This is a genomic window from Streptomyces sp. NPDC014995 (assembly GCF_043080745.1).
Classification (GTDB): domain Bacteria; phylum Actinomycetota; class Actinomycetes; order Streptomycetales; family Streptomycetaceae; genus Streptomyces.
This window is the reverse complement of record NZ_JBIBVX010000006.1, coordinates 120,658-145,393: the sequence shown is the minus strand read 5'-3', so window position 1 is coordinate 145,393 and position 24,736 is coordinate 120,658. Positions and strand designations below refer to the sequence as shown.

The 24,736-nt window shown below is 72.3% G+C and carries 23 protein-coding genes; 16 read left to right on the top strand and 7 right to left on the bottom strand.

Annotation, left to right across the window (positions count from 1 at the left end; genetic code table 11):
- Positions 1 to 54 precede the first annotated feature (54 nt).
- The 3 genes from ACF1A1_RS14310 (at position 55) to nudC (ending at position 6,279) form a co-directional block, all read left to right on the top strand.
- A complete protein-coding gene (locus tag ACF1A1_RS14310) occupies positions 55 to 3,756 on the top strand; it encodes a UvrD-helicase domain-containing protein (protein ID WP_391999824.1) in 3,702 nt (1,233 codons plus the stop codon).
- A gap of 10 nt (positions 3,757 to 3,766) precedes the next feature.
- Positions 3,767 to 5,179 carry a dipeptidase gene (locus tag ACF1A1_RS14305; protein WP_391999823.1) on the top strand — a complete coding sequence of 471 codons (1,413 nt, stop codon included), beginning with the start codon at positions 3,767 to 3,769 and terminating at the stop codon, positions 5,177 to 5,179.
- Positions 5,180 to 5,334: 155 nt separating this feature from the next.
- Positions 5,335 to 6,279, top strand: coding sequence for an NAD(+) diphosphatase (gene nudC, locus ACF1A1_RS14300; protein ID WP_391999821.1), 945 nt, complete (start codon positions 5,335 to 5,337; stop codon positions 6,277 to 6,279).
- 285 nt (positions 6,280 to 6,564) lie between these two features.
- Here nudC and ACF1A1_RS14295 read toward each other — a convergent pair whose 3' ends face one another.
- Positions 6,565 to 7,185, bottom strand: a complete 621-nt coding sequence (locus ACF1A1_RS14295; RefSeq protein ID WP_391999820.1) for a LysE family translocator — start codon at positions 7,183 to 7,185, stop codon at positions 6,565 to 6,567.
- A 295-nt stretch (positions 7,186 to 7,480) separates the two neighbouring features.
- On the bottom strand, positions 7,481 to 7,738 hold the full coding sequence (locus tag ACF1A1_RS14290) for a mycoredoxin (protein ID WP_391999819.1): 258 nt from the start codon (positions 7,736 to 7,738) through the stop codon (positions 7,481 to 7,483).
- Positions 7,739 to 7,909: 171 nt separating this feature from the next.
- Between ACF1A1_RS14290 and ACF1A1_RS14285 the strand changes: the two genes are divergently transcribed.
- From ACF1A1_RS14285 to ACF1A1_RS14265, 5 genes are all read left to right on the top strand, one after another.
- The gene (locus ACF1A1_RS14285) at positions 7,910 to 10,174 is read left to right on the top strand and encodes an ATP-dependent DNA helicase UvrD2 (RefSeq protein WP_391999818.1); all 2,265 of its coding nucleotides are present in this window, start codon (positions 7,910 to 7,912) and stop codon (positions 10,172 to 10,174) included.
- Between the two features lie 167 nt (positions 10,175 to 10,341).
- Complete coding sequence (locus ACF1A1_RS14280; protein ID WP_391999816.1) at positions 10,342 to 10,668, top strand: hypothetical protein; 327 nt, start codon at positions 10,342 to 10,344, stop codon at positions 10,666 to 10,668.
- A 176-nt stretch (positions 10,669 to 10,844) separates the two neighbouring features.
- Complete coding sequence (locus ACF1A1_RS14275; protein WP_019072119.1) at positions 10,845 to 11,213, top strand: WhiB family transcriptional regulator; 369 nt, start codon at positions 10,845 to 10,847, stop codon at positions 11,211 to 11,213.
- Positions 11,210 to 11,533 carry a hypothetical protein gene (locus tag ACF1A1_RS14270; RefSeq protein ID WP_391999815.1) on the top strand — a complete coding sequence of 108 codons (324 nt, stop codon included), beginning with the start codon at positions 11,210 to 11,212 and terminating at the stop codon, positions 11,531 to 11,533. Before ACF1A1_RS14275 ends, ACF1A1_RS14270 begins: the two co-directional genes overlap by 4 nt.
- A 135-nt stretch (positions 11,534 to 11,668) precedes the next feature.
- Entirely contained in the window at positions 11,669 to 11,881 is a 213-nt protein-coding gene (locus ACF1A1_RS14265; RefSeq protein WP_391999813.1) for a hypothetical protein, read from the top strand.
- Between the two features lie 82 nt (positions 11,882 to 11,963).
- Here ACF1A1_RS14265 and ACF1A1_RS14260 read toward each other — a convergent pair whose 3' ends face one another.
- Together ACF1A1_RS14260 and ACF1A1_RS14255 are read right to left on the bottom strand one after the other, a co-directional pair.
- Positions 11,964 to 13,334, bottom strand: coding sequence for an ABC1 kinase family protein (locus tag ACF1A1_RS14260; RefSeq protein ID WP_391999811.1), 1,371 nt, complete (start codon positions 13,332 to 13,334; stop codon positions 11,964 to 11,966).
- Positions 13,327 to 14,553, bottom strand: a complete 1,227-nt coding sequence (locus ACF1A1_RS14255; protein ID WP_391999810.1) for a TOMM precursor leader peptide-binding protein — start codon at positions 14,551 to 14,553, stop codon at positions 13,327 to 13,329. The genes ACF1A1_RS14260 and ACF1A1_RS14255 overlap by 8 nt, the downstream gene beginning before the upstream one ends.
- 241 nt (positions 14,554 to 14,794) lie before the next feature.
- Here ACF1A1_RS14255 and ACF1A1_RS14250 point away from each other — a divergent pair, with 241 nt between their 5' ends.
- The 4 genes from ACF1A1_RS14250 to ACF1A1_RS14235 all read left to right on the top strand — a co-directional run bounded on the left by ACF1A1_RS14250 (position 14,795) and on the right by ACF1A1_RS14235 (position 18,702).
- Complete coding sequence (locus tag ACF1A1_RS14250) at positions 14,795 to 15,391, top strand: M48 family metallopeptidase (protein ID WP_391999808.1); 597 nt, start codon at positions 14,795 to 14,797, stop codon at positions 15,389 to 15,391.
- A gap of 136 nt (positions 15,392 to 15,527) precedes the next feature.
- Positions 15,528 to 17,237: a TerD family protein gene (locus tag ACF1A1_RS14245; RefSeq protein ID WP_391999806.1), complete on the top strand. Its 1,710-nt coding sequence runs from the start codon at positions 15,528 to 15,530 to the stop codon at positions 17,235 to 17,237.
- Positions 17,238 to 17,248: 11 nt separating this feature from the next.
- Positions 17,249 to 17,929, top strand: a complete 681-nt coding sequence (locus ACF1A1_RS14240) for an AIM24 family protein (protein ID WP_365466131.1) — start codon at positions 17,249 to 17,251, stop codon at positions 17,927 to 17,929.
- A gap of 17 nt (positions 17,930 to 17,946) precedes the next feature.
- Complete coding sequence (locus ACF1A1_RS14235) at positions 17,947 to 18,702, top strand: AIM24 family protein (protein WP_391999804.1); 756 nt, start codon at positions 17,947 to 17,949, stop codon at positions 18,700 to 18,702.
- Positions 18,703 to 18,774: 72 nt separating this feature from the next.
- Here the strand turns inward: ACF1A1_RS14235 and ACF1A1_RS14230 are convergent, their stop codons facing one another.
- Both ACF1A1_RS14230 and ACF1A1_RS14225 read right to left on the bottom strand, forming a co-directional pair.
- On the bottom strand, positions 18,775 to 19,296 hold the full coding sequence (locus tag ACF1A1_RS14230) for an NUDIX hydrolase (protein WP_391999803.1): 522 nt from the start codon (positions 19,294 to 19,296) through the stop codon (positions 18,775 to 18,777).
- Complete coding sequence (locus tag ACF1A1_RS14225) at positions 19,293 to 20,741, bottom strand: zinc-dependent metalloprotease (RefSeq protein ID WP_391999802.1); 1,449 nt, start codon at positions 20,739 to 20,741, stop codon at positions 19,293 to 19,295. Before ACF1A1_RS14225 ends, ACF1A1_RS14230 begins: the two co-directional genes overlap by 4 nt.
- A gap of 193 nt (positions 20,742 to 20,934) precedes the next feature.
- On the opposite strand from ACF1A1_RS14225, the gene ACF1A1_RS14220 reads away from it, so the two are divergent.
- The 4 genes from ACF1A1_RS14220 (at position 20,935) to ACF1A1_RS14205 (ending at position 24,124) form a co-directional block, all read left to right on the top strand.
- Positions 20,935 to 22,044: an SDR family oxidoreductase gene (locus ACF1A1_RS14220; RefSeq protein WP_391999800.1), complete on the top strand. Its 1,110-nt coding sequence runs from the start codon at positions 20,935 to 20,937 to the stop codon at positions 22,042 to 22,044.
- Between the two features lie 149 nt (positions 22,045 to 22,193).
- Complete coding sequence (locus tag ACF1A1_RS14215; RefSeq protein ID WP_391999799.1) at positions 22,194 to 22,655, top strand: molybdenum cofactor biosynthesis protein MoaE; 462 nt, start codon at positions 22,194 to 22,196, stop codon at positions 22,653 to 22,655.
- Between the two features lie 71 nt (positions 22,656 to 22,726).
- Positions 22,727 to 22,948 carry a hypothetical protein gene (locus tag ACF1A1_RS14210; protein WP_392000212.1) on the top strand — a complete coding sequence of 74 codons (222 nt, stop codon included), beginning with the start codon at positions 22,727 to 22,729 and terminating at the stop codon, positions 22,946 to 22,948.
- An 81-nt stretch (positions 22,949 to 23,029) separates the two neighbouring features.
- Positions 23,030 to 24,124: a PDZ domain-containing protein gene (locus ACF1A1_RS14205; protein WP_391999798.1), complete on the top strand. Its 1,095-nt coding sequence runs from the start codon at positions 23,030 to 23,032 to the stop codon at positions 24,122 to 24,124.
- A 33-nt stretch (positions 24,125 to 24,157) separates the two neighbouring features.
- Here the strand turns inward: ACF1A1_RS14205 and ACF1A1_RS14200 are convergent, their stop codons facing one another.
- Positions 24,158 to 24,700: a PPA1309 family protein gene (locus ACF1A1_RS14200; RefSeq protein WP_391999797.1), complete on the bottom strand. Its 543-nt coding sequence runs from the start codon at positions 24,698 to 24,700 to the stop codon at positions 24,158 to 24,160.
- Between the last annotated feature and the right edge of the window lie 36 nt (positions 24,701 to 24,736).

Sequence of the window (24,736 nt, the reverse complement as noted above, 5' to 3'; positions counted from 1 at the left end):
ACCGGGCGGGTGATTCGGCATCGACTGTCAGTGACCGCCGCTAGCCTCTCCGACATGCCCGCCCGTATCACCGACCCCGAGCAGCTCAAAGAGCTCCTCGGTATCCCGTTCACCCCGGAGCAGACGGCCTGCATCACCGCGCCGCCCGCCCCGCAGGTGATCGTGGCCGGAGCCGGGTCGGGCAAGACGACGGTGATGGCCGCACGCGTGGTGTGGCTGGTCGGCACCGGCCAGGTCGCCCCCGAACAGGTCCTCGGCCTGACCTTCACCAACAAGGCCGCCGGAGAACTCGCCGAGCGCGTCCGCAAGGCCCTGATCAAGGCGGGCGTCACCGACCCCGACGCCATCGACCCGGACAACCCCCCGGGCGAGCCGGTGATCTCCACGTACCACGCCTTCGCGGGCCGCCTGCTGACCGACCACGGCCTGCGCATCGGCCTGGAGCCGACCTCCCGTCTGCTCGCCGACGCCACCCGTTACCAGCTCGCCGCGCGCGTGCTGCGCCAGGCACCCGGCCCCTACCCGGCGCTCACCCGCTCCTTCGCCGACCTCGTCAGCGACCTCCTCGTCCTCGACGCCGAGCTCGCCGAGCACCTGGTCCGCCCCGAGGACCTGCGCGCGTGGGACGCCGAACTGCTGCGCACCCTGGAGGGCGCCAAGCTCACCAACGCCGACCTGCGCAAGGTGCCCGAGACCGCCGCCGCCCGGCGCGAACTCGCCGACCTGGTGCTGCGCTACCGGGCCGCCAAACGCGAACGCGACCTGCTCGACTTCGGCGACCAGATCGCCCTCTCGGCGCAGCTCGCGGGGATCCCCGAGGTCGGCCGCGTCCTGCGCGACGAGTTCCGCGTGGTGCTGCTGGACGAGTACCAGGACACGTCGGTGGCCCAGCGCATCCTCCTCGCCGGTCTGTTCGGCGGCGGCACCGGCCACCCGGTGACGGCCGTCGGCGACCCCTGCCAGGCGATCTACGGCTGGCGCGGCGCCTCCGTCGCCAACCTCGACGACTTCCCCGAGCACTTCGCCCGCGCCGACGGCCGCCCCGCCACCCGTCAGGCGCTCAGCGAGAACCGCCGCAGCGGCGGCCGCCTCCTCGACCTCGCCAACGGTCTGGCCGAGCCGCTGCGCGCCATGCACGCGGGCGTGGAGGCCCTCCGCCCGGCGCCCGGCGCCGAACGCGACGGCGTGGTCCGCTGCGCCCTCCTGCCCACCCACGCCGAGGAGATCGACTGGATCGCCGACTCCATCACCCACCTGGTGGACACCGGCAAGGCGCCCGGCGAGATCGCCGTGCTGTGCCGGACGGCCACCGACTTCGCGGAGATCCAGGGCGCGCTGGTCGCCCGGGACGTCCCCGTCGAGGTGGTCGGCCTCTCCGGCCTGCTGCACCTGCCCGAGGTCGCCGATCTCGTCGCCGTCTGCGAGGTCCTCCAGGACCCCGGGGCGAACGCCTCGCTGGTCCGCCTGCTCACCGGCCCGCGCTGGCGCATCGGACCGCGTGACCTCGCTCTCCTGGGACGGCGGGCACGGCTGCTGGTGTCCCACGCGCGCGGGGACGACGCCGGCGACCCGGACCGGCGGCTCGCCGAGGCCGTCGAGGGGGTCGACCCGGCCGAGGTGATATCGCTCGCGGACGCCCTCGACACGTTCCTCGAGACCCCGCTGGACGGCGCCGGGGACGACGACGGGCTGCCCTTCTCCCCGGACGCGCGCGTGCGCTTCGCCCGCCTCGCGGCCGAACTGCGCGACCTGCGCCGCTCCCTGGCCGACCCGCTGATGGACGTCCTGCACCGCGTGCTGGCCGTCACCGGCCTCGAGGTGGAACTGTCGGCCTCCCCGCACGCCCTCGCCGCCCGCCGCCGCGAGACCCTGTCGAACTTCCTCGACATCGCCGCCTCCTTCGCCGCCAACGAGAACGAGGCGAGCCTGCTGGCCTTCCTCGGCTTCCTGCGCACCGCCGCCCAGTACGAGAAGGGCCTCGACAACGCCCTGCCCGGCGGCGAGAACACCGTCAAGGTGCTCACCGCGCACAAGTCCAAGGGCCTGGAGTGGGACGTCGTGGCCGTCCCGGGCCTGGTCACCGGCACCTTCCCGAGCGGCCAGGGCCGGGAGAAGTGGACCGCCCAGGCCAAGGTGCTGCCGCACGAACTGCGCGGCGACGCCGACACGCTCCCCGACATCGAGGCCTGGGACGCACGCGGCATGAAGGCCTTCCACGAGGCCATGAAGGACCACCAGCACACCGAGGAACTCCGCCTCGGCTACGTCACCTTCACCCGCCCCCGCTCCCTGCTCCTCGGCTCCGGCCACTGGTGGGGGCCCACCCAGAAGAAACCCCGAGGCCCCTCCGCCTTCCTCCAGGCCCTGTACGACCACTGCGCGGCCGGCCACGGCGAGATCGAGGCCTGGGCGGAGGAACCGGAGGAGGGCGCCGAGAACCCCGTCCTCCACCAGGTCGCCGCCGACCGGGTGTGGCCGCTGCCCCTGGACGACACCGCCCTCGCCCGCCGCCGCGCCGCCGCCGAGACCGTCCTCGCCCACCTGGACGAACTCGCCTCCCCCGAGGACGGCCACCCCGCCACCCCGCACGCCCCCGAGACCTACGCCGACCCGGACTGGCCCCCACCGCCGGACGAGGACGAGCCTTTCCCCGACGAGCCGCCTTACGAGCCCTCCCCGTATGACGAGCCGCCGTACAGCGACCCTTCGCACGCCGAGCCGCCGTACGGGGACCCTTCGCGCGCCGAGCCGCCGTACCCGGACTCCGCCCATGACGAGCCGCCGTACGGAGAAGCCGCGTACGACGGGCCGCCTTACGGTGACACCGACCCCTTCGAGGACCACGCGCCCACGGCCGCCTTCCCGGCCGAAGCCCCCACCGACCGGGACGAGCGGACCCCCACCCGCCCGACCGTCCCGCACCAGGCCAGGGCCCCCGAGCCCCCCGCCGCGCGCCCCCGTCCGCCCGAGCCGCGGCGCAGCCCCCTCACCCCCGAGGAGGCCCGGACCATCGCCTCCTGGGACCGCGACCTCGACGCGCTGACCGGAGAACTCCTGCGGGCCCGGCAGCACCTCACCGACGTCCCCCTGCCGACGACGCTGACCGCGTCGCAACTGCTGCGCCTGGCCGCCGACCCCGACGGATTCGCGCAGGAACTCGCGCGCCCCATGCCGCGTCCCCCACAGCGGGCCGCGCGGCGGGGCACGCGCTTCCACGCGTGGGTGGAGGCCCGCTTCGAGGAATTGACCCTTCCGCTGCTGGAGCCGGAGGAACTCCCCGGGCAGGACGTGGAGATCGCCGACGAACACGACCTGGAGGCCCTCAAAGAGGCCTTCGAGCGCACCGAGTACGCCCGCCGCACGCCCTACCGCGTCGAGGCCCCCTTCCAGCTCACCCTCGCCGGCCGCGTCGTACGGGGCCGTATCGACGCCGTCTACAAGGACGGCGACGGTGAGACGGCGACGTACGAGATCGTCGACTGGAAGACCAACCGGGGCCGCACCGCCGACCCGCTCCAGCTCGCGCTGTACCGGCTCGCCTGGGCCGAGCAGCGGGGCGTACCCGTGGAATCCGTCACAGCGGCGTTCCTGTACGTCCGCACCGGTGAGGTCGTGCGGCCCGGCGGCCTGCCGGATCGCGCCGCGCTGGAGCGCCTGTTGACGCAGGAGGAGACGTCCGCGGACGGTCTCTGGGCACCGGCCGGGCCGGAGGAACCCGCGGAAGGACCCGGCGAGGATGTCGCCACGGGCCGATAGGCTCGTGACCATGAGCCATCCCGTTGACAGTGTGGTCAGCGCCGTCCGCACGTACGTCGAGCGCCACCGCGCCGTCTTCCTCGACGACCTCGCCGAGTGGCTGCGCATCCCGTCGGTGTCGGCCCGGCCCGACCACGCGGCCGACGTACGCCGCAGCGCGGACTGGCTCGCCGCCAAGCTCAAGGAGACCGGCTTCCCGACCGCCGAGGTCTGGCAGACCCCCGGCGCACCCGCCGTCTACGCCGAGTGGCCGTCCGAGGACCCCGAGGCACCCACCGTCCTGGTCTACGGCCACCACGACGTGCAGCCCGCCGCCCTCGAGGACGGCTGGGACAGCGACCCCTTCGAGCCCGTGGTCCGCGAGAACCGCCTCTACGCGCGCGGGGCGGCCGACGACAAGGGCCAGGTGTTCTTCCACACCCTCGGCGTGCGCGCCCACCTCGCCGCGACCGGCCGCACCACCCCCGCCGTCACCCTCAAGCTGCTGATCGAGGGCGAGGAGGAATCGAGCTCCCCGCACTTCCGCGCCCTGGTCGAGGAGCACGCCGAGCGGCTCGCCGCCGACGCCGTGATCGTGTCGGACACCGGCATGTGGTCCGAGGACACCCCCACCGTGTGCACCGGCATGCGCGGCCTCGCCGAGTGCGAGATCCGGCTGTACGGCCCCGACCAGGACATCCACTCCGGCTCCTTCGGCGGCGCGGTGCCCAACCCGGCCACCGCGGCCGCCCGTCTCGTCGCCGCCCTGCACGACGAGCACGCGCGCGTGGCCGTCCCCGGCTTCTACGACGGCATCGTCGAGCTCACCGACCGGGAGCGCGAGCTCTTCGCCGAACTGCCGTTCGACGAGGAGCGGTGGCTGCGCACCGCCAGGTCGCACGCCACCCACGGCGAGGCCGGACACACCACCCTGGAACGCGTCTGGGCCCGCCCCACCGCGGAGGTCAACGGCATCGGCGGCGGCTACCAGGGCCCCGGCAGCAAGACGATCATCCCGTCCTCGGCCTTCGTGAAGCTGTCCTTCCGGCTCGTCGCCGGCCAGGACCCCGACCACATCGAGAAGGCCGTCCGCGCCTGGGCCGACGAGCGGGTGCCTGCCGGAATCCGGCACGAGATCACGTTCAGTCCGGCCACGCGCCCGTGCCTGACCCCGCTGGACCACCCCGCCCTGCAGTCCGTGGTCCGCGCCATGGGCCGCGCCTTCGAAGGCCCCGTCCGCTTCACCCGCGAGGGCGGCTCGGGCCCGGCAGCCGACCTCCAGGAAGTCCTCGGCGCCCCCGTGCTCTTCCTGGGCATCTCCGTCCCCTCGGACGGCTGGCACGCCCCGAACGAGAAGGTCGAGCTGGACCTCCTCCTCAAGGGCGTCGAGACCACCGCGTACCTCTGGGGCGACCTCGCGGAGACCTGGAGCCATGCGCCCTGACGACCCCGCTCGGTCCGGAGCGACACCGCGCGCGGGGCACACTGGACAGACCGCCCCGCACCGCGACACCGCACCCGACCCGGTCGCCCTCTGCCGCACGTCCCGCTGAACCGCCCGCCGAAACAACCGTTCCACCGGGGGAGTTGGAAGCACCCGTGACCACCTGGACCGACCAGAACGCCGACCGACCCATCTCACTCACCGCGCCGAGCGGCATCGACCGGGCCGCCCACCACCGGCTCGACGAGGCCTGGCTCGCCGCGGCGTGGAGCCACCCCACCACCCGCTGCTTCGTGGTCTCCGGCGGCCAGGTCCTCATCGACGAGACGGCGGACGGCCGCACCGAGCTCGTCATGACCCCCTCCTTCGAGGCCCCCCTGACCGAGGCGCACCGCTACTTCCTCGGCATCGACGAGGACGGCGTCAGCTACTTCGCCCTGCAGAAGGACGCCCTGCCCGGCCGTATCGACCAGTCCGCGCGCCCGGCGGGCCTGCGCGAGGCGGGCCTGCTGCTGTCGCCGCGCGACGCGGGCCTGATGGTGCACGCGGTCGGACTGGAGAACTGGCAGCGCACCCACCGCTTCTGCTCCCGCTGCGGCGAACGCACCGTCATCGCGGCGGCCGGCCACATCCGCCGCTGCCCCGCCTGCGGCGCCGAGCACTACCCGCGCACCGACCCCGCCGTGATCATGGCCGTCACGGACGAGGAGGACCGCATCCTCCTCGGCCGCCAGGTCCACTGGCCCGAAGGCCGCTTCTCGACGCTCGCCGGTTTCGTCGAGCCGGGCGAGTCCATCGAGCAGTCGGTGCGCCGCGAGGTCTTCGAGGAGGCCGGCATCAGCGTCGGCCAGGTCGAGTACGTCGCGAGCCAGCCGTGGCCCTTCCCGTCCAGCCTGATGCTGGGCTTCATGGCCCGCGCCACCTCCACCGACATCGACGTCGACGGGGACGAGATCCACGAGGCCCGCTGGTTCTCCCGCGACGAACTGAGCGCCGCGTTCGAGTCCGGCGAGGTCCTGCCGCCCTACGGCATCTCCATCGCGGCCCGCCTGATCGAGCTCTGGTACGGCAAGCCCCTGCCGACGCGCGGCTTCGTCTGAGCACGACGAAGGGGTGGCCGCCCCCGTCCGGGCCACCCCTTCGCCGGCTGTCCTACCGCCATCTCGGCGAGAGCGCCTGAAGTCCCGTGCCATCGATCCTTGGCCGTGTGCCACCGTCGTTCGAGTGGCGGCGGGCCACCCTGGCGAGGAGCGGAACGGGAACTGTGCCGGGTCGCCGACGCGGCCCTGGCCGACGGCCGGCGTGCCGCCGAGGCGGCGGTCGCCGCGCAGGCGGCCTGGGCCGCCACCCCGCCCCGTTCGCGGAGCGGCGGTTCCAACGGCGTTTCAGGGGTGAGAGGTGGCGACCTTGACCCCGAAGCCGATCAGGACGACACCTGTGATGCGATCCATGGTGCGTCGTACGGCAGGCTTCTCGAAGAAGGCGCGGGCCTTGGCCAGCACCAGCACGTAGCCGCCGAGCCAGACGAGCGTGAGGGCCGCGTGGATGAGGACCAGCAGGGTCATCCCCCCATGCGGCGAGAAGCCGGACGGCGCGAGCATGGGCAGGAGGCCGGTGTAGAAGACCGCGATCTTCGGGTTGAAAACGTTGCTGACCAGTCCCGTGCGCCACGGGTTGCCGGACGGAGACGGGGCGTTCACCTCCGAAGCCGCCGAATGGCTGCGCCGACTGTGCAGCAGGGCCTGGATACCCAGAAACCCGAGGTAGACGGCCCCGGCGAGCTTGACGATCGTGTAGGCGGTGGCGGACGCCGCCAGGACAGCGGCCAGGCCGACCACGGTCAGCACACCCCAGACGAGCAGTCCCGCCGCGATACCACCGACCGTGCGCAGACCGTCCTGCCAGCCGGACGCGATGGCTCGCTTCGTCACCACCGCCATGTCCGGGCCGGGAACCATGGTCAGGACAGCGAGCACACCCGTGGCCGCAAGGAGCTGGACAAGCATGGGCCCAGTCTCGCAGGACACCTGAGACGGGCGCACAGCGGCACGGACAGGTCCTCGCGCACGACCGTACGGGGGGCACGCCCGGCCGTTCACGCACGTTCGTGGGTCTGCACGATGTCGCATGAAGTACCCCGGCGAGGCGCCGCACAGGCGCGCGGCGGCATGTCCTGCCGGCGGGTGACTGGCCCTGCGCGGGGCTTCACGGGCCGGGATGCGGCTCGCTGCCCGCTTCCCCTACATACAGAGCGGCCCCCTCCGGTGACCTTGACCGGAGGGGGCGAGGCGCTGGGCAGCGTCAGACGGCGAGAGCCTGCTTCACCTGGGCAAGGCTCGGGTTCGTCATCACGACTTCGCCTCCACCGGTGGCGGGAACTATCCGAACCGTCGGGACCGTCTGGTTTCCGCCATTCGCCTTCTCCACGAACGCGGCCGACTCGGGGTCCTGCTCGATGTTGATCTCGGTGTACGCGATGCCCTCGCGGTCCAGCTGGCTCTTCAGCCGGCGGCAGTAGCCGCACCACGTGGTGCTGTACATCGTCACAGTGCCCTGCATCTCGCTCGCGCTCCTCTGGCAGCTCGGGGAAGTCGTCCAGGGGAGGAACGTCCGCGAACCGGCCGCCATTCCCGCCCGGGGTATCCGGCGGGTCGTGACGTCCGCCGCACGAGCGGGGCGACCGTGCCGCAGGGGCTGGACGTGACGCCCGCCGCATTAATACGACTGCGGGTGCCCGCCTGTGGACAACCGGCTCGCCCGTCTCCGGCGACCTGGCAGCATGGCTGTGTGACAGCAGCAACGCACTCCACCCTCTTCCCGCGGGTACCGGACACGGCCGACGCGGTGCTCGAAGGGCTCGACCCCGAGCAGCGCGAGGTGGCCACCGCCCTGCACGGTCCGGTGTGCGTGCTGGCGGGAGCCGGCACGGGCAAGACCCGGGCGATCACCCACCGCATCGCCTACGGCGTGCGCGCCGGCGTCCTGCAACCCTCCAGCGTGCTCGCCGTCACCTTCACCAACCGCGCCGCCGGCGAGATGCGCGGCCGACTGCGCCAGCTCGGCGCCCAGGGCGTCCAGGCCCGCACGTTCCACTCCGCGGCCCTGCGGCAGTTGCAGTACTTCTGGCCGAAAGCGATCGGTGGCTCCCTGCCCCGGATCGTGGACCGGAAGATCCAGCTCGTCGCCGACGCGGCGGCCGTCTGCCGCATCCGACTCGACCGGGGCGAGCTGCGGGACGCCGCCGCGGAGATCGAGTGGTCCAAGGTCACCCAGACCGTCCCCGCCGACTACCCCCTGGCCGCGGCCAAGGCCGGCCGCGAAGCCCCCCGCGACCCCGCCGAGATCGCCCAGCTCTACTCCGCCTACGAAGACCTCAAGCGCGAGCGGGCCGTCATCGACTTCGAGGACGTCCTGCTGCTGACCGTCGCCGTCCTCCAGGACCGCCACGACATCGCCGAGCAGGTCCGCGCCCAGTACCAGCACTTCGTGGTCGACGAGTACCAGGACGTCAGCCCCCTCCAGCAGCGACTGCTGGAGCTGTGGCTCGGCGAGCGGGACACCCTGTGCGTGGTCGGCGACGCCAGCCAGACCATCTACTCGTTCACCGGAGCCACCCCCGACCACCTCCTCGACTTCCGCACCCGTCACCCCGGCGCCACCGTCGTCAAGCTGGTCCGCGACTACCGCTCCACCCCCCAGGTCGTCCACCTCGCCAACGGCCTGCTCGCCCAGGCCCGCGGCCGCGCCGCCGACCACCGCCTGGAGCTCGTCTCCCAGCGCGACCCGGGACCCGAGCCCGTCTACACCGAGTACACCGACGAACCCGCCGAGGCCGAGGGCGCCGCCCGCCGCATCCGGGAACTGCTCGACGCCGGCGTCCCGGCCGCCGAGATCGCCGTCCTCTTCCGCACCAACGCCCAGTCCGAGACCTACGAACAGGCCCTCGCCGACCTCGGCATCCCCTACCAGCTGCGCGGCGCCGAGCGGTTCTTCGACCGCCCCGAGGTGCGCAAGGCCGGCATCGCCCTGCGCGGCGCGGCCCGCTTCGGCGGCAACGACACCCTCCTCGAGGACACCGTCGACCTGCCCTCCCAGGTGCGAGCCGTCCTCTCCGGCGAGGGCTGGACCCCACAGCCGCCCGCCGGCTCCGGGGCCGTCAGAGAGCGCTGGGAGTCGCTGGCCGCCCTGGTCAACCTCGCGCAGGACTTCGCCGCCGCCACGCCCGGCGCCACCCTCGCCGACCTGGTCGCCGAGCTCGACGAGCGGGCGAACGCCCAGCACGCCCCGACCGTCCAGGGCGTCACCCTCGCCTCCCTGCACTCGGCCAAGGGCCTGGAGTGGGACGTCGTGTTCCTGGTGGGCGTCGCCGAGGGCATGATGCCGATCACCTACGCCAGGACCGACGAGCAGATCGAGGAGGAGCGCCGCCTCCTCTACGTCGGGGTCACCCGGGCCCGCGAGCGGCTCCACCTCTCCTGGGCGCTGTCCCGCTCGCCCGGCGGCCGCCCCAACCGCCGTCCCAGCCGCTTCCTCGATGGCCTGCGCCCCGGCACGGGCGCCGCCGCCGGCCGGGCCGGCACCGCCGCCACCGGAGGCGTCGAGCGGGGCCGCCCGGGCGCGGTGGCGGGGGGTGCCCTCGCGGTGCCGCGGCGCACGCGGCGCGTCCCGGCCCGCTGCCGGGTCTGCGGGCGCACGCTGACCGACGCCGGCGAGATGAAACTGATGCGCTGTGAGGACTGCCCGTCCGACATGGACGAAGGGCTCTACGAGCGGCTGCGGTCCTGGCGCGCGCTCCAGGCGCGGCGCAACGGACAGCCCGCCTTCTGCGTCTTCACCGACAAGACGCTGATGGCGATCGCCGAGACCGTCCCGGAGGAGGCGGGAGAGCTCGCGCGGATCCCGGGGGTCGGCATGCGCAAATTCAACCGTTACGGAGCCGATGTCCTGGCCATCTGCGCAGGCCAGGACCTGAGCGGGCAGGCAGAGGAAGACTGACGCGAACTCGTGGAAAAAATAGTTTGCGCATGCCCCAGCAATCCCCATAGGTTCTTAGGCACGAGAACAGAGGCCTTCTCCAAGGCCCTGCTCCCGTGCTGTACTTGCACATCCGACGGACTGGGTTCACCCCCGGTCCCCCGAGACGCCGAGAGGAGGCGATTCCAGTGATCATCAACAACATCAGCTCCACCAGCACCGCCAAACTGACCGATCGCTCGATCGTCTCCCTGTGCATGCTCGGCGCCTCGAACCTGGGCACCGGTCTGTCCGGCATTCGTGCCGCCCGGCCGGCGTCCTCCTCCGTTGCCCCCGTGGGCCTTCCCGTCCGCGAGCGCAGCGAGCGACCGACCAAGGCACTGGAAGCGGCAGTAGCGGCACAGGCGAAGGCCTATGCCTTTACGGCGACCGGTGCCGGATTCCGGAAGCAGACGACGCACCACCACCTGATGTGGGCCTTCCGTGGGCCAGAACCCTGGAGTGATCCAGCCTGATCGTCGATCAGGCCGGCGCCTTCAGGGCCGCGGAACCCCATCCGGGATCCGCGGCCCTTCTGTTTGTCCTCCAACGGGGATGACGGAGCGAAGGGGCCTCGGGACAAGAAAAGAACCCGGTACCCAGCCGCCACCCGGCCCAACAGGCCGGAACGACCAGACGAGGAAGACGACCCGTGCAACTCGAAGCGCACGCCCCGTCCGTACCGCCTTCCGAAACGATCCCCCCGCCCGGCCTCACGGAGGACTCCACCTTGACCCCGCTCACCGCGCTCACCGCGCTCGACGACGCCATCGAGAACCTCGGCGTACCCGTCCCCTGCCGCTCCTACGACCCGGAGGTCTTCTTCGCCGAGTCGCCCGCGGACGTCGAGTACGCCAAGTCCCTCTGCCGCACCTGCCCGCTGATCGAGGCCTGCCTCGCCGGCGCCAAGGAGCGGCGCGAGCCCTGGGGCGTCTGGGGCGGCGAGCTGTTCGTCCAGGGCGTCGTCGTCGCCCGGAAGCGGCCGCGTGGCCGCCCGCGCAAGAACCCGGTCACGGCATGAACACCGCAGGAACGATCGACCGCCCCCTCACGCACGACCCCAAGAAGCAGGCCCCGATGAAGCCGTCCACCAACGAGCCCGCTGGCTCCGGCACCGAAGACGTCACCACCACCGGCGCGATCGACTCGCGTCAGAACAGGACCCGAGAGATGCAACTCATCCACGAAGCCCTGGCTCGTGCGCATATGCACGAGCGACTGCACGAGGCCGAGCGGGAACGCCGGGCGCTGCGCCTGGCGACCGCCCGGCGGATGCAGCGCCGGGCGGAGCGCGCCTCGCTGCGTGCCCGCCGGGCGCTCGCCATGGCCGTGATGCAGTAACCACTCCCACCTGAAGCGGTGGCCTCCCGGCAGGGAGGCGAAGCTCTCCCCGCGGGGGCCGGTCCGTCCGAACGGACCGGCCCCCGCGGTGCGTTGCGCCCGTGGATCCACCGGCCGCGGCGCTATGGTCCGGGGGTGACGAGTCTTCCCGGAGGCGGCGACCACGGCGACTCCCCGACGGAGCGCAGGCCTCTTGTGTGCGCCCGCTGCGGCACCCCTGCCGGGCGATCACTGCCTGTCACCTGGACCTGCTCCGTCGAGAACGGCGTCCGGCGCCACTTCTGCGAAACCTGCTCCCGCGAGAACCTCAGGGCGATCGAAGGGCGGCTGGACTCGCCCTGGTGGTGAGCCGCGCCCACCGATCGGTCACGCCGTGGTGAGCCGCGCCCACCGATCGGTCACGCCGTGGTGAGCCGCGCCCACCGATCGGTCACGCCTCCGCCACCGAGTCCTCCGCCTCGAGCTCGTCCTCCAGGACGAACCCCGGAAGCCACTCCTCCAACTCCTCCCGCAGCCGCACCGTCGCACCGAGCTGGCACAGCACCCCGATCGTGCTGAGCGTCACCCGATGTATCAGAAGGTAGGCCGGGGGCAGGTTCAGCTGCTTGCCCAGCTGGTGGGCGGGGGAGCGGGGGTCGGCGATCCGGGCCGCCTGGCTGCGCATCCAGTCACGGGTGAACGTGAACTCGTCGACCCGGGCCGGCTCGATGATCGGCAGGAGGTAGTCGAGGACCGCGTCCGGGTCCAGCTCGATGGACTCCTTGACGAAACCCTCCGCACACAGCAGGGCGTACACCTCGTCCGCCTCGCCGTCGAGCGTCATCCGCAGGGACTCGCCGATCGGCACCGGCAGGCCGCCCGGAAGCCGGTCGACCGTACCGAAGTCGAGGACGCCCAGGCGCCAGTCGTCCTCACCTTCGGGGCCGCCGGGCAGAAGACGGAAGTTGCCGGGGTGCGGGTCGGCGTGCAGCAGACCGGTGCGGGCCGGACCCGAGAAGAGGAAGCGCGACAGCAGCTGGCCGGCGCGGTCCCGCTGCTCCCGGGTGCCACCGGAGATCACCTCGGACAGGGGCACCCCGTCGATCCACTCGGTGATCAGCACCTGGTCGCACTGGTGGACCACCGCCGGGACCACGACGTCGGGGTCGTCGGCGAACTCCTCCGCGTGCGCCTGCTGGGCCCGCGCCTCCAGGTCGTAGTCCAGCTCCTCGGAGACGCGGTCCCTGAGCTCGGTGATCAGGGGCTTGACGTCCATGCCGGGAATGAGGGGGCCCAACAGGCGGGCGAAGCGGCTGAGCTGGGTGAGGTCGGAGAGCAGGGCCTCGCCCGCCCCGGGGTACTGGACCTTGACCGCGACCTCCCGCCCGTCGTGCCACACCCCCCGGTGCACCTGGCCGATCGAGGCGGCCGCGGCCGGCTTGTCCTCGAACTCGAGGAACAGCTCGGACCAGTCCTCGCCGAGCCGTTCCGCGAGCACGGAGTGCACCGTGCGGGTCGGCATGGGCGGTGCCGCGTCCTGGAGCTTGGTGAGGGCGGCGCGGTAGGGACCGGCGACCTCCTCGGGCAGGGCGGACTCGAAGACGGACAGGGCCTGCCCGAACTTCATCGCACCCCCCTTCAACTCGCCCAGGACCTTGAAGAGTTGTTCCGCCGTGCGCTGTTGCAGCTCACGGCCGACGATCTCCGCCGACTCGCCCACGATCCGCTTGCCCAGGCCCCAGGTCGCCCGGCCGGCGAAGCCGAGCGGGAGCGCGGCGAGCTTGGCGGTCCGGGTGACCGCCTTCCGGGGAAGATCAGACATGCGCCCTCCAAGTCCCAGCCCGCCGCGTCGCGTCTGCCGTACGGCGTAACTCCTTCGAATGCCGTTGCTCCGCCATTGTCGCGCGCGACAACGTGTCCTCGGGGGTGTGTTCCTTCTTACCTTTCTCCCTGCCTTGCTCCGCGGCCCCGCACGGGCACGCGGCGTGGGCCCACACCGGTCGCGCATGCCACTGGAGGACGGGCAGCGAGACCTCCCAGCGGGCCCCGCAGCTCGACGGGAGCCGGCCGTCGAGGAAGGTGAGCGCGTGGGCGGCCGCCAGTCCGGCGACCGTCGTGGCCAGCGCCAGATCGCAGGCAGGGGCCGAGCGGCGCCTGCCGGAGTGCCACTGCGCGACCAGCCGAGGCCAGGCCGGGTCCCGGTCGGTGCGCGTCTGGTGCAGACAGCCGGCGCAGCCCGTCTCGCCGGGCAGGACGAGCGGGCCGACCACGCCGGTCGCCTCCACGACTCCGGCGTACAGATGCGGTGTGCCCGAGGCGATCAAGGGCTCGGCGGCTGCCGGAGGGGGTGCGTGCACGGACACGTCGTCCCGTGGGGCGAGGATCACCAGGGAGAAGCCGGGGGTGTCCGTACCGGCCGATGACCGGGTGCTTGCGCGGGGTGGGCGGTCCGGAGCCGCCCGGCGCACCACGCGGCGGGCGGACTCGTCCCGGCGCTCGCCGATCGCCTCGGCGGGCAGCCCGCCCGGTGCGACGTCCCCCGGCTCCACCCGGCCACCGTCGCGCACGTCCACGTCGCCGACCCCGGCGCCCGCCAGCAGTGCGGCCAGCAGCGCGCCCACCCGGCCCGCGCCCCGCACCTGCACCCGCAGCCGGCGCCGGGCCGCCAGCTGCCCGAGGGCCGCGCCCGGTTCCGACGTGGTCAGCGACAGCGACGCGAGGTCGGGGCGCAGCCGGTCCAGGACGTCCTTCTTCTCCCGCAGGGCGTCGGCGTCCGGTCCGCCGCCGCGCGCGTCGTCGAGCAGGCCCGCTCGCGTCAGCCGCTCCACCAGCCGGTCGACCTGGTCGTCGGGCAGATCCATGCGGCACCCCTCCTCACGCAGCAGTGCCGGCCCGCGGGTGCCGTCCAGCAGGTCCAGGAAACGGACCGTCGCCGTGTCCACCGGGCCCAGCGTCATCGCGTGCGCCGGTGTCATCCCGAACTGCGCGGTGTTCAGGTCCCGCCAGCCGCGCCGCAGCGCGGGCTTCACCATCGGATGCATCGAAGACCCCCGTCCGTCTGGAAACCCCCCGGTACACCGGCGGAGCGGGGGCGTGGGGGCGACCTCGCACCGCCGGCGAGTGCCAGCATGCCGGGCCCCGCCGAGCGGCGCCGAAAGTTGTCCACAGGCCGGGGGATTCATCGTACAAATCCGTCGTACGAGGCAAACGCGAGGTGGGGGATCGGAACCCGACCGTCCCGGGGGCGGGACTTCCGCCGTGTGCAGCGGGTAACGTCTTGGCGTGTCCGCCGACCCACCGCACCGCGCCGGAACGCCACAGCGCAGCACGACGAGCCAGCCGCCGAGCGGCTCACGGGCGAGCGCGATCGAGGTGCGCAGGAGCGCCCGTCGACGTCGCACGGTCTCCGCGTACCGCGAGGGCGATCGCACCGTCGTGCTCATCCCCGCCCGGATGTCCGAGGCGGAGGAGCAACGCTGGGTGACCGTCATGCTCGACAAGCTGGCCGCCCAGGAGAGCCGGCGGGTACCCGGTGACGCCGAGCTGGCCGAGCGCGCCGAGCGGCTGTCCGCCCAGTACTTCGAGGGCCGGGCCCGCCCCGCCTCGGTCCGCTGGGTCACCAACCAGAACACCCGCTGGGGCTCGTGCACCCCGGCCGAGGGCAGCATCCGTCTGTCGCACCGGCTGAAGGGCATGCCCGAGTACGTCATCGACTACGTCCTCGCGCACGAGCTGGCGCATCTGCTCGTGCCCGGCCACGGTCCCGACTTCTGGCGGCTGCTGGAGGCGTACCCGCGCACCGAGCGGGCCCGCGGCTATCTCGAAGGCGTGGTCGCCGCCGCGCGCCTGCCGCATCCGCCCGGCGCACGGGACGAGTGAGGCCGCCCGCGCGGGTCGTCCGACACCGTCCCGCACGGGTTGTGTACCGGGTCTGTACCGACTTCGTCCGGTGTCCGAGTTTGCCGTTAGCCTGGCGCGACGCACTCGCATTCGGGATGGGGGACGGTCGTTACGCATGCCCAGGGAATTCCAACGCGGCCACAAGGCCAGGATCAGTGACCTCACGGCGGGCACGGATCTGTACGTAGGCGTGCAGATCTCCGCCCCCGGCCTGACCTTCGACATCAGCTGCTTCGGCCTCGACGCCGACGAACGGCTCTCGGACGACCGGTACTTCGTCTTCTTCAACCAGCCGAAGTCCCCCGAGGAGTCCATCCAGCTCCTGGGCGCCCAGGCCGGTGACACGGAGTCCTTCCGCGTCACCCTGGACCGGATACCGCCGCAGATCCAGAAGCTGTCCTTCACGGCGACCATCGACGGCGCCGGCCAGATGTCCCAGATCAACCCCGGTTACCTCCGCATCGTGGCGGGCGGCGAGGAGGTGGCCAGGTACGCGTTCGACGGGTCGGAGTTCTCGACCGAACGGGCCGTGATGCTGGGCGACTTCTACCTGAAGGACGTGTGGCGTTTCGCGGCCGTCGGCCAGGGCTTCGACGGCGGTCTGGACGCGCTGCTGAAGAACTTCGGCGGCGAGGTCGCCGAGGAGGAGGCGCCCGCCGCCCCGCAGCCGTCGCAGGCCGGTGCCGCTCCCGGCTTCGCCCCGCCGGCGCAGGCCGCCGCACCACCCGCGTTCGGTGCCCCGTCCGCCCCCGCGCCCGCTCCGGCCCCGGCGCCCGCACCGCAGCAGCCGCAGCCCGCGGCGCAGGGCTTCGCCCCGCCGGCGGCACCTGCGGCAGCGACCCCGCCCCCGGTGCACACCGCGCCGACCGTCGTCGCGCCCATGACTCCGCCCGGCGGCGGCCAGGTCCCGCCGCCGGCCCCGGCTCCCGCACCCTACGGCCAGCCCGGCCAGCAGCCGTACGGCCAGCCGCCCCAGCAGCAGCCCTACGGCCAGGCCGCCGCCCCCACCGCCCCGCTGCCCCCGGGCTACACCCAGCCCCAGGCACCCCAGGCACCCGGCTACGGGCAGCCGACCCCGCCGCCGGGCTACGGCCAGCAGCCCCCGTTCGGGCAGGGCCCGGGCCAGCAGACGTACGGCGTGCCGCAGGGCGCGCCCCAGGGTGGCGCCGGTGTGGCAGCCGCGCTCCAGCAGTTCAAGGAGACGCCCACCGGGCAGCGCTGGACGCAGCAGACCCGGAAGATGGTCCGCGTCGACCTCGGCGTCGGAGGCCAGCCCGTGCTCGCCCGCCAGGGCAGCATGGTGCTCTACCAGGGCAAGGTCGACTTCAGCTACAAGGGCGCCGGATTCGCCGGCCGGATCGTGGGCAACGCGACCGGCCAGGAGATGCAGCTGATGCGCTGTACCGGCCAGGGGCAGGTGTTCCTCGCCGAGAACTCCACGATGCTGCACCCCATCGAGCTCCAGGGGGACGGCATCTGCGTCTCCGCGGAGAACGTCCTCGCGTTCGACGAGAGCCTCCAGTATGAGGTCCGTCGCATCGAGGGCCACGGCATCCCCGGCGGCGCGCTGTTCACCATGCAGTTCACGGGCACCGGCACGATCGTCGTGAAGACGCACGGCACCCCCGTCGTCCTGCCGGTCACGCCCACCACCTTCGCCGACTGCAACGCCGTCGTCGCCTGGTCGGCCGCCTCCCAGGTCGTCGTCTCCAGCCAGGTCCGGATGCGCCGCAACGCCTACCCCGGCGACACCGGCGAGAGCGTCAACCTCCAGTTCCGGGGCGCGCCCGGCAACTTCATCGTCGTCCAGCCGTACGAGGTCTGAGGGAGCCCGTCATGAACCAGCCGCTCGCGGGCTACGCCCCCGCACCCGTCACCGCCCGCATGGAGAACCACGGCAACCACATGCTGAAGGTCGCCCTGCAGACCGGGAACGACCTCTTCGCGCGCGTGGGCTCGATGGTCGCCTACGAGGGCTTCATCCAGTACGAGCCCAACCCGCCCGCCGTGCGCCAGGTAGCGCGCGACTGGATGACGGGTGAGGGCGCGCCCCTGATGAAGTGCTCCGGCGACGGCCTGCTCTACCTCGCCGACTACGGCGCCAACGTCGTCGTGATCAACCTCAACGGCGACGGCATCTCCGTCAACGCCACCAACCTGCTCGCCTTCGACGCCCACCTGACATGGGGCGTGGAGCGGGTCAAGGGGCTGGCGAAGTTCGCCGGACAGGGCCTGTGGAACACCAAGATCTCCGGGCAGGGCTGGGTCGCGCTGACCTCCCGGGGCAAGCCGATCGTCGTCGACTGCGGCGGCGGCGAGAACGAGACGTACGTCGACCCCGACGCGCTCGTCGCCTGGTCCCCGAACCTCAAGGTGAAGGGCAAGCGCAGCTTCAGGGCACAGTCGCTCATCGGCCGGGGCAGCGGCGAGGCCTACCAGATGGCCTTCTCCGGTGAGGGCATCGTCGTCGTCCAGCCCAGCGAGGACAGCACCGACCGCCTCCGGATCCGGGGCTGAGGGGGAGCCAGAGTCACATGCAGAGCCCGCTTTTCGCCTACAACGACCAGCAGACCCAGGAGCGCTGGAGCCTGCAGAACAAGCAGATGCTCCGCGTCGCCCTGGAGGGTCACGACGACATCCTCGCCCGCAAGGGCACCATGGTCGCCTACCAGGGACTCGTCGAGTTCGACGCCGAGTTCCAGAGCAACGGCCAGTCACGCTCGCGGGCGCACACCGGCGAGGGCCTGGACCTGATGCGCTGTCACGGCCAGGGAACCGTCTACCTCGCCAACCTCGCCCAGCACGTCCACCTGGTGGACGTGGACCAGGACGGCCTGACCGTCGACAGCAGCTACGTCCTCGCCATGGACTCCTCGCTGCACCACGAGGTCATCGCCGTCGACAGCCTCTACGGCATCTCCGGCTCCGGGAAGTACCAGCTCAACATCACGGGCCGTGGCCGGGTCGCCCTGATGACCTCGGGCGCCCCGCTGATGCTTCAGGTCACGCCCGACAAGTACGTCAACTGCGACGCCGACGCGATCGTCGCCTGGTCCACCGGGCTGCGGGTGCAGATGCAGGCACAGACGCACTCCTCCGGGGTGTGGCGGCGCCGCGGCAACACCGGTGAGGGCTGGGAGCTCAGCTTCATGGGCACCGGCTTCGCACTCGTCCAGCCGAGTGAACTGCTCCCGCCGCAGAACGCCCAGGTGGGCTCCGGTCTCGCAGCCCAGTACGGGATGGGCCAGCAGGGGGCGCGCGGGCAGAACCAGGGCAACGCCTGGAGCTGACCGTCCAGGAAGCGGACGTGCAGCAGACGTAAGGGGCGGCCACAAGAAAGGTCGCCCCTTACGCGTCCCCGCTCACAGCCGCGCCCGCGTCGCCTCCAGCAGCCGTACGACCGACTCGTCCGCCACCTCCGCGACCGCGTCGTAGGGGAACCAGCGCAGGTCCAGGGACTCGTCGCTGATGGCCTGGAGTGCACCGGGCGGGGCCACGGCCGCGTACTGGACGTCGAGATGCCAGTGGCACGGGGGCGGGATCGGGTGGCGGTCCAGCCGGACCGGGCCGCCCGGCAGCAGCGTCAGCCCCGGGATGCCGGACTCCTCGGTGGCCTCCCGCAGGGCGGCCGCCGACAGCGAGGTGTCCTGGGGCTCGCAGTGCCCGCCCATCTGGAGCCACATGCGCAGCTTCTTGTGCAGGGTCAGCAGGACGCGCCCGTGCTCCGGGTCGATCACCAGGGCGCTCGCCGTGAGATGCCCGGCCCCGCAGGCCTTCCACATCCCGTCCGGGTGGGCCTCCAGATGCTCCAGGTAGACCTGGCGCAGCTCTTCCTGGTCCTCGTACCCCTTCAGGACGAGGACCGCGTCGTCATGCAGGCTCACTCGGTGTCGTCGCCCTTGCCGTCGTCCGTGCCGTCGTCCTTCTTCAGGTTCGGCTTCTCGCCCGGGCCGCCGCTCGCCGCCTCGCCGAGCATCTTGTCCCACTCGGAGAAGTCCATCTGCTCGCGGTGCACGAAGCCGTCCGGGTCGTCCAGGTCGGCGGCCGTCGGCAGCATGTCCGGGTGGGCCCACAGGGCGTCACGGCCGTCGACACCGCGCGCGTCCGTCAGCGAGGCCCACAGCCGGGAGGCGTCGCGCAGACGGCGCGGGCGCAGCTCCAGGCCGATCAGCGTGGCGAACGTCTGCTCCGCGGGACCACCCGAGGCGCGGCGTCGGCGCAGGGTCTCGCGCAGCGCGTCCGCGGACGACAGGCGCGGCTTCGCGGCGGCGTGCACCACCGCGTCCACCCAGCCCTCGACGAGGGCCAGCGCCGTCTCCAGACGGGCCAGGGCCGCCTTCTGCTCCGGGGTGTCCTCCGGCTGGAACATGCCCTGCTGGAGGGCGTCCTGCAACTGCTCGGGGTTCTGCGGGTCGAACTGGCCGACCACGTCCTCCAGCTTGGCCGTGTCGACCTTGATCCCGCGCGCGTAGCCGTCGACCGCGCCGAAGAGGTGCGAGCGCAGCCACGGGACGTGCGCGAAGAGGCGCTGGTGGGCGGCCTCGCGCAGGGCGAGGTAGAGCCGCACCTCCTCCTTGGGCACGCCCAGGTCCTTGCCGAACACCTCGACGTTGACCGGCAGGAGCGCGGCCTTGCCGACCGGGCCGAGCGGCAGGCCGATGTCGGTCGAGCCGACGACCTCGCCGGCGAGCACGCCGACGGCCTGCCCGATCTGCGAGCCGAACATGGCGCCGCCCATCGAGCGCATCATGCCGATCAGCGGGCCGGCCATGGCCTGCATCTCCTCCGGCAGGACGTCGCCCATGGCCGCGCCGACACGCTCGGCGACCGGGTCGACCAGTTCCTTCCACGCGGGCAGCGTCGCCTCGACCCACTCCGCGCGCGACCACGCGACGGCCGAGCCGGCGCCGGACGGCAGGGACGTCGCGTCGTCCAGCCACAGGTCGGCCAGGCGGACGGCCTCCTGTACCGCGGTGCGCTCGGAGGAGCCGACGCTCGTGTCCTTGACGCCGTCGGCGGTGCCCTGGGAAACCGTCTGGCGGGCGATCTGCTTGGCCATGTCCCAGTTCACCGGGCCGCCCTCGTACGAGAGCATCTGGCCCAGCTGCTGGAACGCGGCGCCCAGGTCGGTGGGGTTCAGCGAGCCGAACATGGCAGCGAGCGGATTGTCGGCGCCGGGGCCGCCAAAGCCTCCGCCGGGCAGCCCGCCGAAGCCGAACGGGTTGGCCGGTCCCTGACCACCGCCGCCCTGCGGGTCCTTCTTCTTGCCCTCGTCGCCGTCGTCCGGCTCCTCCGGCGGAAGGCCGAATCCGAATGGGGTGTCACTCACGGGGTTCCTCGGCTGGTAAGGCCACCGGCTCTCGTCCGGCGGCGCGGCTGCCCTGCAACACCACCCAGCGTAGACACCCCGGCTCGATAGGGCCTCGGTGCTTCGCCGACTCTCGGCCTGCGGCAGGATGGATGCCACCTGGTACGTACGCGTCACTCGCGCCCGTATGGAAAACAACCGCTGGAGACACCTGGTGAGTTCCCCAGATCCGCAGGTTCGCGCAGCGCGAAACCAATCAACCCCGGCCGGTGGGCGCGGGCCCGTCGTCGCCGTCACCGGCGCCGCGACCGGGGTGGGCGCGCTGCTCACCGAGCGTCTCGCCGCGTCGGACGAGATCAAGCAGGTCGTCGCCATCGACGAGCGGCGGGGGGAGTGCGACGCCGCGCAGTGGCACATCCTCGACGTCCGCGACCCGGCCATCGCCGACAAGCTGCGGGGCGCGGACGTCGTCGTCCACCTCGCACTCGATCTCGACCTGGGGAGTGACAGTGCCGCCCGGACGGCGTACAACGTGCGGGGAACGCAGACGGTGCTGACCGCCGCCGCGGCGGCCGGAGTGCACCGCGTGGTGCTGTGCACCTCCGCGATGGTCTACGGGGCGCTGCCGGACAACGAGCTGCCGCTGTCGGAGGACGCCGAGCTGAAGGCGACGGCCGAGGCGACCGGGGTCGGCGACCTGTTGGAGATCGAGCGGCTGGCGCGACGCGCTCCACGGGCGCATCCGGGGCTGAACGTCACCGTGGTGCGGCCGGCGGTGCTGGTGGGCGGTACGGACACCGCGCTGACCCGCTACTTCGAGTCGCCCCGGCTCCTCGTCGTCGCCGGTTCGCGGCCGGCCTGGCAGTTCTGCCACGTCGAGGACCTGTGCGGTGCTCTGGAGTACGCCGTCCTGGAGAAGGTCGACGGGGAACTGGCCGTCGGATGCGACGGGTGGCTGGAGCAGGAGGAGGTCGAGGAACTCAGCGGGATCCGGCGGATGGAACTGCCGTCGGCGGTCGCGCTGGGCGCTGCGGCCCGGCTGCACCGGATCGGGCTCACGCCGTCTCCGGCGGGAGACCTCGCGTACACGATGTACCCGTGGGTGGTGAGCGGGAGCCGGTTGCACGATGCCGGGTGGCGGCCGCAGTGGACCAACGAGGAGGTGCTCGCGGAGCTGCTGGAGGAGGTGTCCGGGCGGCACACGGTCGCGGGGCGCCGGCTGGGGCGCAAGGACGCGACGGCCGCGGGCGCCGCGGGAGCGACGGTCGCCCTGCTGGGCGCGGCTGCCGTGGTGCGGCGGGCTCGGAAGGCTCGGCGCAGGTAGGGGAGCGGTGGCGGTGGGCGACGGCCGAGTGGCCCTCCCGGGGGTTCGCCCCCGCCCGCCCCTTTTGTAGAAGGCTCCGAACGGCCACGCGCGCGTGCCGGGTGATGACGCTATTCCGTCCCGTCCCCGGCGTGCGGCACGATGAAGGTATGGCACCCAGTAACGATCACCCCGGCGAGCGGACGGCGCAGGACCCCATCAAGCTGATCGGGGTGCGCGACACCGCGCTCTCCGTGGACGAGGTCTTCACGGCCGTCGGTGACGACGCGGCCGGTGGGACGGCGCTGTTCGTGGGCACCGTGCGCAACCACGACGGAGGTGCCGACGTGGACTCGCTCGGGTACTCCTGCCACCCCAGTGCCGAGGCGGAGATGCGGCGGATCGCGGAGAAGGTGGTCGCCGAGTATCCGGTGCGGGCGCTCGCGGCCGTGCACCGGGTGGGCGACCTGGCGGTCGGCGATCTCGCCGTCGTCGTCGCCGTGTCGTGTCCGCACCGGGGCGAGGCATTCGAGGCCTGCCGGAAGCTGATCGACGACCTCAAGCACGAAGTACCCATCTGGAAGCACCAGAAGTTCTCCGACGGAACCGAGGAGTGGGTGGGCGCCTGCTGAGTCCCGGGGCCCGTCCTTGAGCGGCCTCCGGTTGCGTAACCGCACCCCTGCCGTGAGCGTTGTCAGTGCGGATGGTTAATCTGCTGATCAGTCAGTTGCGGTCGCTCAATTGGGGTTGGGAGGTCGGCATGGCGGCGCTCGCCTGGTTGTTGATTCCGCTGGTGGCTGCGATCGGTGCCGGACTGTGGGGCGGCTGGGCCAGCCGGACCCGCAGGGTCCGCGGCGACGGTCCCGAGCTCGACGGGTACGCGAGGTTCTGCGCGGCCATGGAGAAGCCCCAGTCCGGTACGTGAGCGATCCGAGGCGCCTGAGGCAGGTGATCAGGGCGGTGGCCCTGACGGTGTGCTGACAGAGGCGTCCCGTACTGTCGAGGCATGCCACGCCGCACCGCGACGATGCTCGCCTCCACCCTGATGCTGATCGCGCTCCTGTGCGCGGGAGTACTCATCAACGTGCCGTATTCGGAGATGTCCCCGGGGCCGACGGTGAACACCCTCGGCGAGCACGACGGCGAGCCGGTGCTGCAGATCTCCGGCCGCAAGACCTACGAGGCGAGCGGCCACCTCAACATGACCACCGTGCGGGTCACCAGCGCCGACTACCGGATGAACCTCGTCGAGGCCGTCTACGGATGGCTCGCGCACGACAACAAGGTCGTACCGCACGACACGTTGTACCCGGACGGCAAGACCGAGGAGCAGTCCACCCAGGAGAACGCGGAGGAGTTCAGCCAGTCCCAGGAGAGCGCCAAGGTCGCCGCCCTGAAGGAGCTGGACATCCCGGTGCAGTCCTGGGTGATCGTCTCCACCGTGGTGAAGGGCTCGCCGGCCGAGGGCAGGCTGCACGCCGGTGACGTGATCAAGGCCGTGGACGGTACGGCGGTGAAGGAGCCCGCCGACGTCGCCGAGCTGGTGACCGAGCACAAGCCCGGCCAGAAGGTCGTCTTCACGATCGTTCCGGCGAAGGAGCAGGCCGCCGCCGAGAAGGAGAACAGGGCGGCGACCGGGACCCAGACCGTCACGATCACCACGGCGGCCTCCGACGACAGCGGTGCGAAGCGGGCCATCGTCGGGATCTCCGCGGGGACCGACCACACCTTCCCCTTCACCATCGACATCAAGCTCGCCGACGTGGGCGGGCCGAGCGCCGGGCTGATGTTCGCGCTCGGCATCTACGACAAGCTCACCCCGGGCGACCTGACCGGCGGGAAGTTCGTCGCCGGCACCGGGACGATCGACGACGACGGCAAGGTCGGGCCGATCGGCGGCATCCAGATGAAGACCGTCGGCGCGCGCAGCAAGGGCGCCCAGTACTTCCTCACGCCCGCCGACAACTGCGCGGCCGCCGCCGAGGACACCCCGAGCGGGCTCACGCTCGTCAAGGTGAACACCATCGACGACGCCCTCGGCGCTCTGAAGGACATCCGCAGCGGCGACACGGCCGACCTGCCGAAGTGCACGGCCGAGTAGCCGGACGCGCAGCCGGCCACGCAGCCGGGCTGACTACTCCTCGAAGGTCGCCGACAGCGCCTCCGCCAGACCCGGCACCAGGGCGCCGCCCGTGAGGACCTCCGTCGGGCTGTCCTTCTCACGCAGCCGCAGGGCCGACTCGCGGCTGCCGTCGCGCAGGACCGCGACGGTCATCCGGACCTCCTGGCGCTCGGGGTGGTCCGCCACCCACTGGGCCAGCTTCGCCTCGCTCAGCCCCTGCGGAACCTGCGCCTCGGCGGACGGGGGCAGCATCAGGCGCTCCACGGTCAGCGCGCAGCCGACCACCGCGTCGGGCCAGGCGATCGTGGCCAGGAACTCGTCGAGCGGCTTGTCCGTTGGCACTTCATCCTGCTCGATCGGGGTGAGACCGGTGGTCTCGGGCTCGTCCTCCAGGCCGAGCTGGGCGGCGAGCGAGGGTTCCTCAGCCCGCAGCCGTGCGGTGTCTACGAGGGCGAAGAGGCGGGCGGGCTGGTCCCAGCCGAGGCCGGAGGCGTACTCGTCGATCTCGAGCACGGCCCGGGTGAGCGGGCTCGCCGCCATGGGAGTGTTGGACATGGTCACAATCCTGCCTCGTTCCCGGCCGGAATCGGG

Bases quoted from the DNA above. Each gene is read 5' to 3' on its own strand.
- ACF1A1_RS14310 (WP_391999824.1), top strand. From the start codon at position 55: ATGCCCGCCCGTATCACCGACCCCGAGCAGCTCAAAGAGCTCCTCGGT.
- ACF1A1_RS14305 (WP_391999823.1), top strand. From the start codon at position 3,767: ATGAGCCATCCCGTTGACAGTGTGGTCAGCGCCGTCCGCACGTACGTC.
- ACF1A1_RS14295 (WP_391999820.1), bottom strand. From the start codon at position 7,185: ATGCTTGTCCAGCTCCTTGCGGCCACGGGTGTGCTCGCTGTCCTGACC.
- ACF1A1_RS14290 (WP_391999819.1), bottom strand. From the start codon at position 7,738: ATGCAGGGCACTGTGACGATGTACAGCACCACGTGGTGCGGCTACTGC.
- ACF1A1_RS14270 (WP_391999815.1), top strand. From the start codon at position 11,210: ATGAACACCGCAGGAACGATCGACCGCCCCCTCACGCACGACCCCAAG.
- ACF1A1_RS14260 (WP_391999811.1), bottom strand. From the start codon at position 13,334: ATGTCTGATCTTCCCCGGAAGGCGGTCACCCGGACCGCCAAGCTCGCC.
- ACF1A1_RS14255 (WP_391999810.1), bottom strand. From the start codon at position 14,553: ATGCATCCGATGGTGAAGCCCGCGCTGCGGCGCGGCTGGCGGGACCTG.
- ACF1A1_RS14245 (WP_391999806.1), top strand. From the start codon at position 15,528: ATGCCCAGGGAATTCCAACGCGGCCACAAGGCCAGGATCAGTGACCTC.
- ACF1A1_RS14240 (WP_365466131.1), top strand. From the start codon at position 17,249: ATGAACCAGCCGCTCGCGGGCTACGCCCCCGCACCCGTCACCGCCCGC.
- ACF1A1_RS14235 (WP_391999804.1), top strand. From the start codon at position 17,947: ATGCAGAGCCCGCTTTTCGCCTACAACGACCAGCAGACCCAGGAGCGC.
- ACF1A1_RS14215 (WP_391999799.1), top strand. From the start codon at position 22,194: ATGGCACCCAGTAACGATCACCCCGGCGAGCGGACGGCGCAGGACCCC.
- ACF1A1_RS14210 (WP_392000212.1), top strand. From the start codon at position 22,727: ATGGTTAATCTGCTGATCAGTCAGTTGCGGTCGCTCAATTGGGGTTGG.
- ACF1A1_RS14205 (WP_391999798.1), top strand. From the start codon at position 23,030: ATGCCACGCCGCACCGCGACGATGCTCGCCTCCACCCTGATGCTGATC.
- ACF1A1_RS14200 (WP_391999797.1), bottom strand. From the start codon at position 24,700: ATGTCCAACACTCCCATGGCGGCGAGCCCGCTCACCCGGGCCGTGCTC.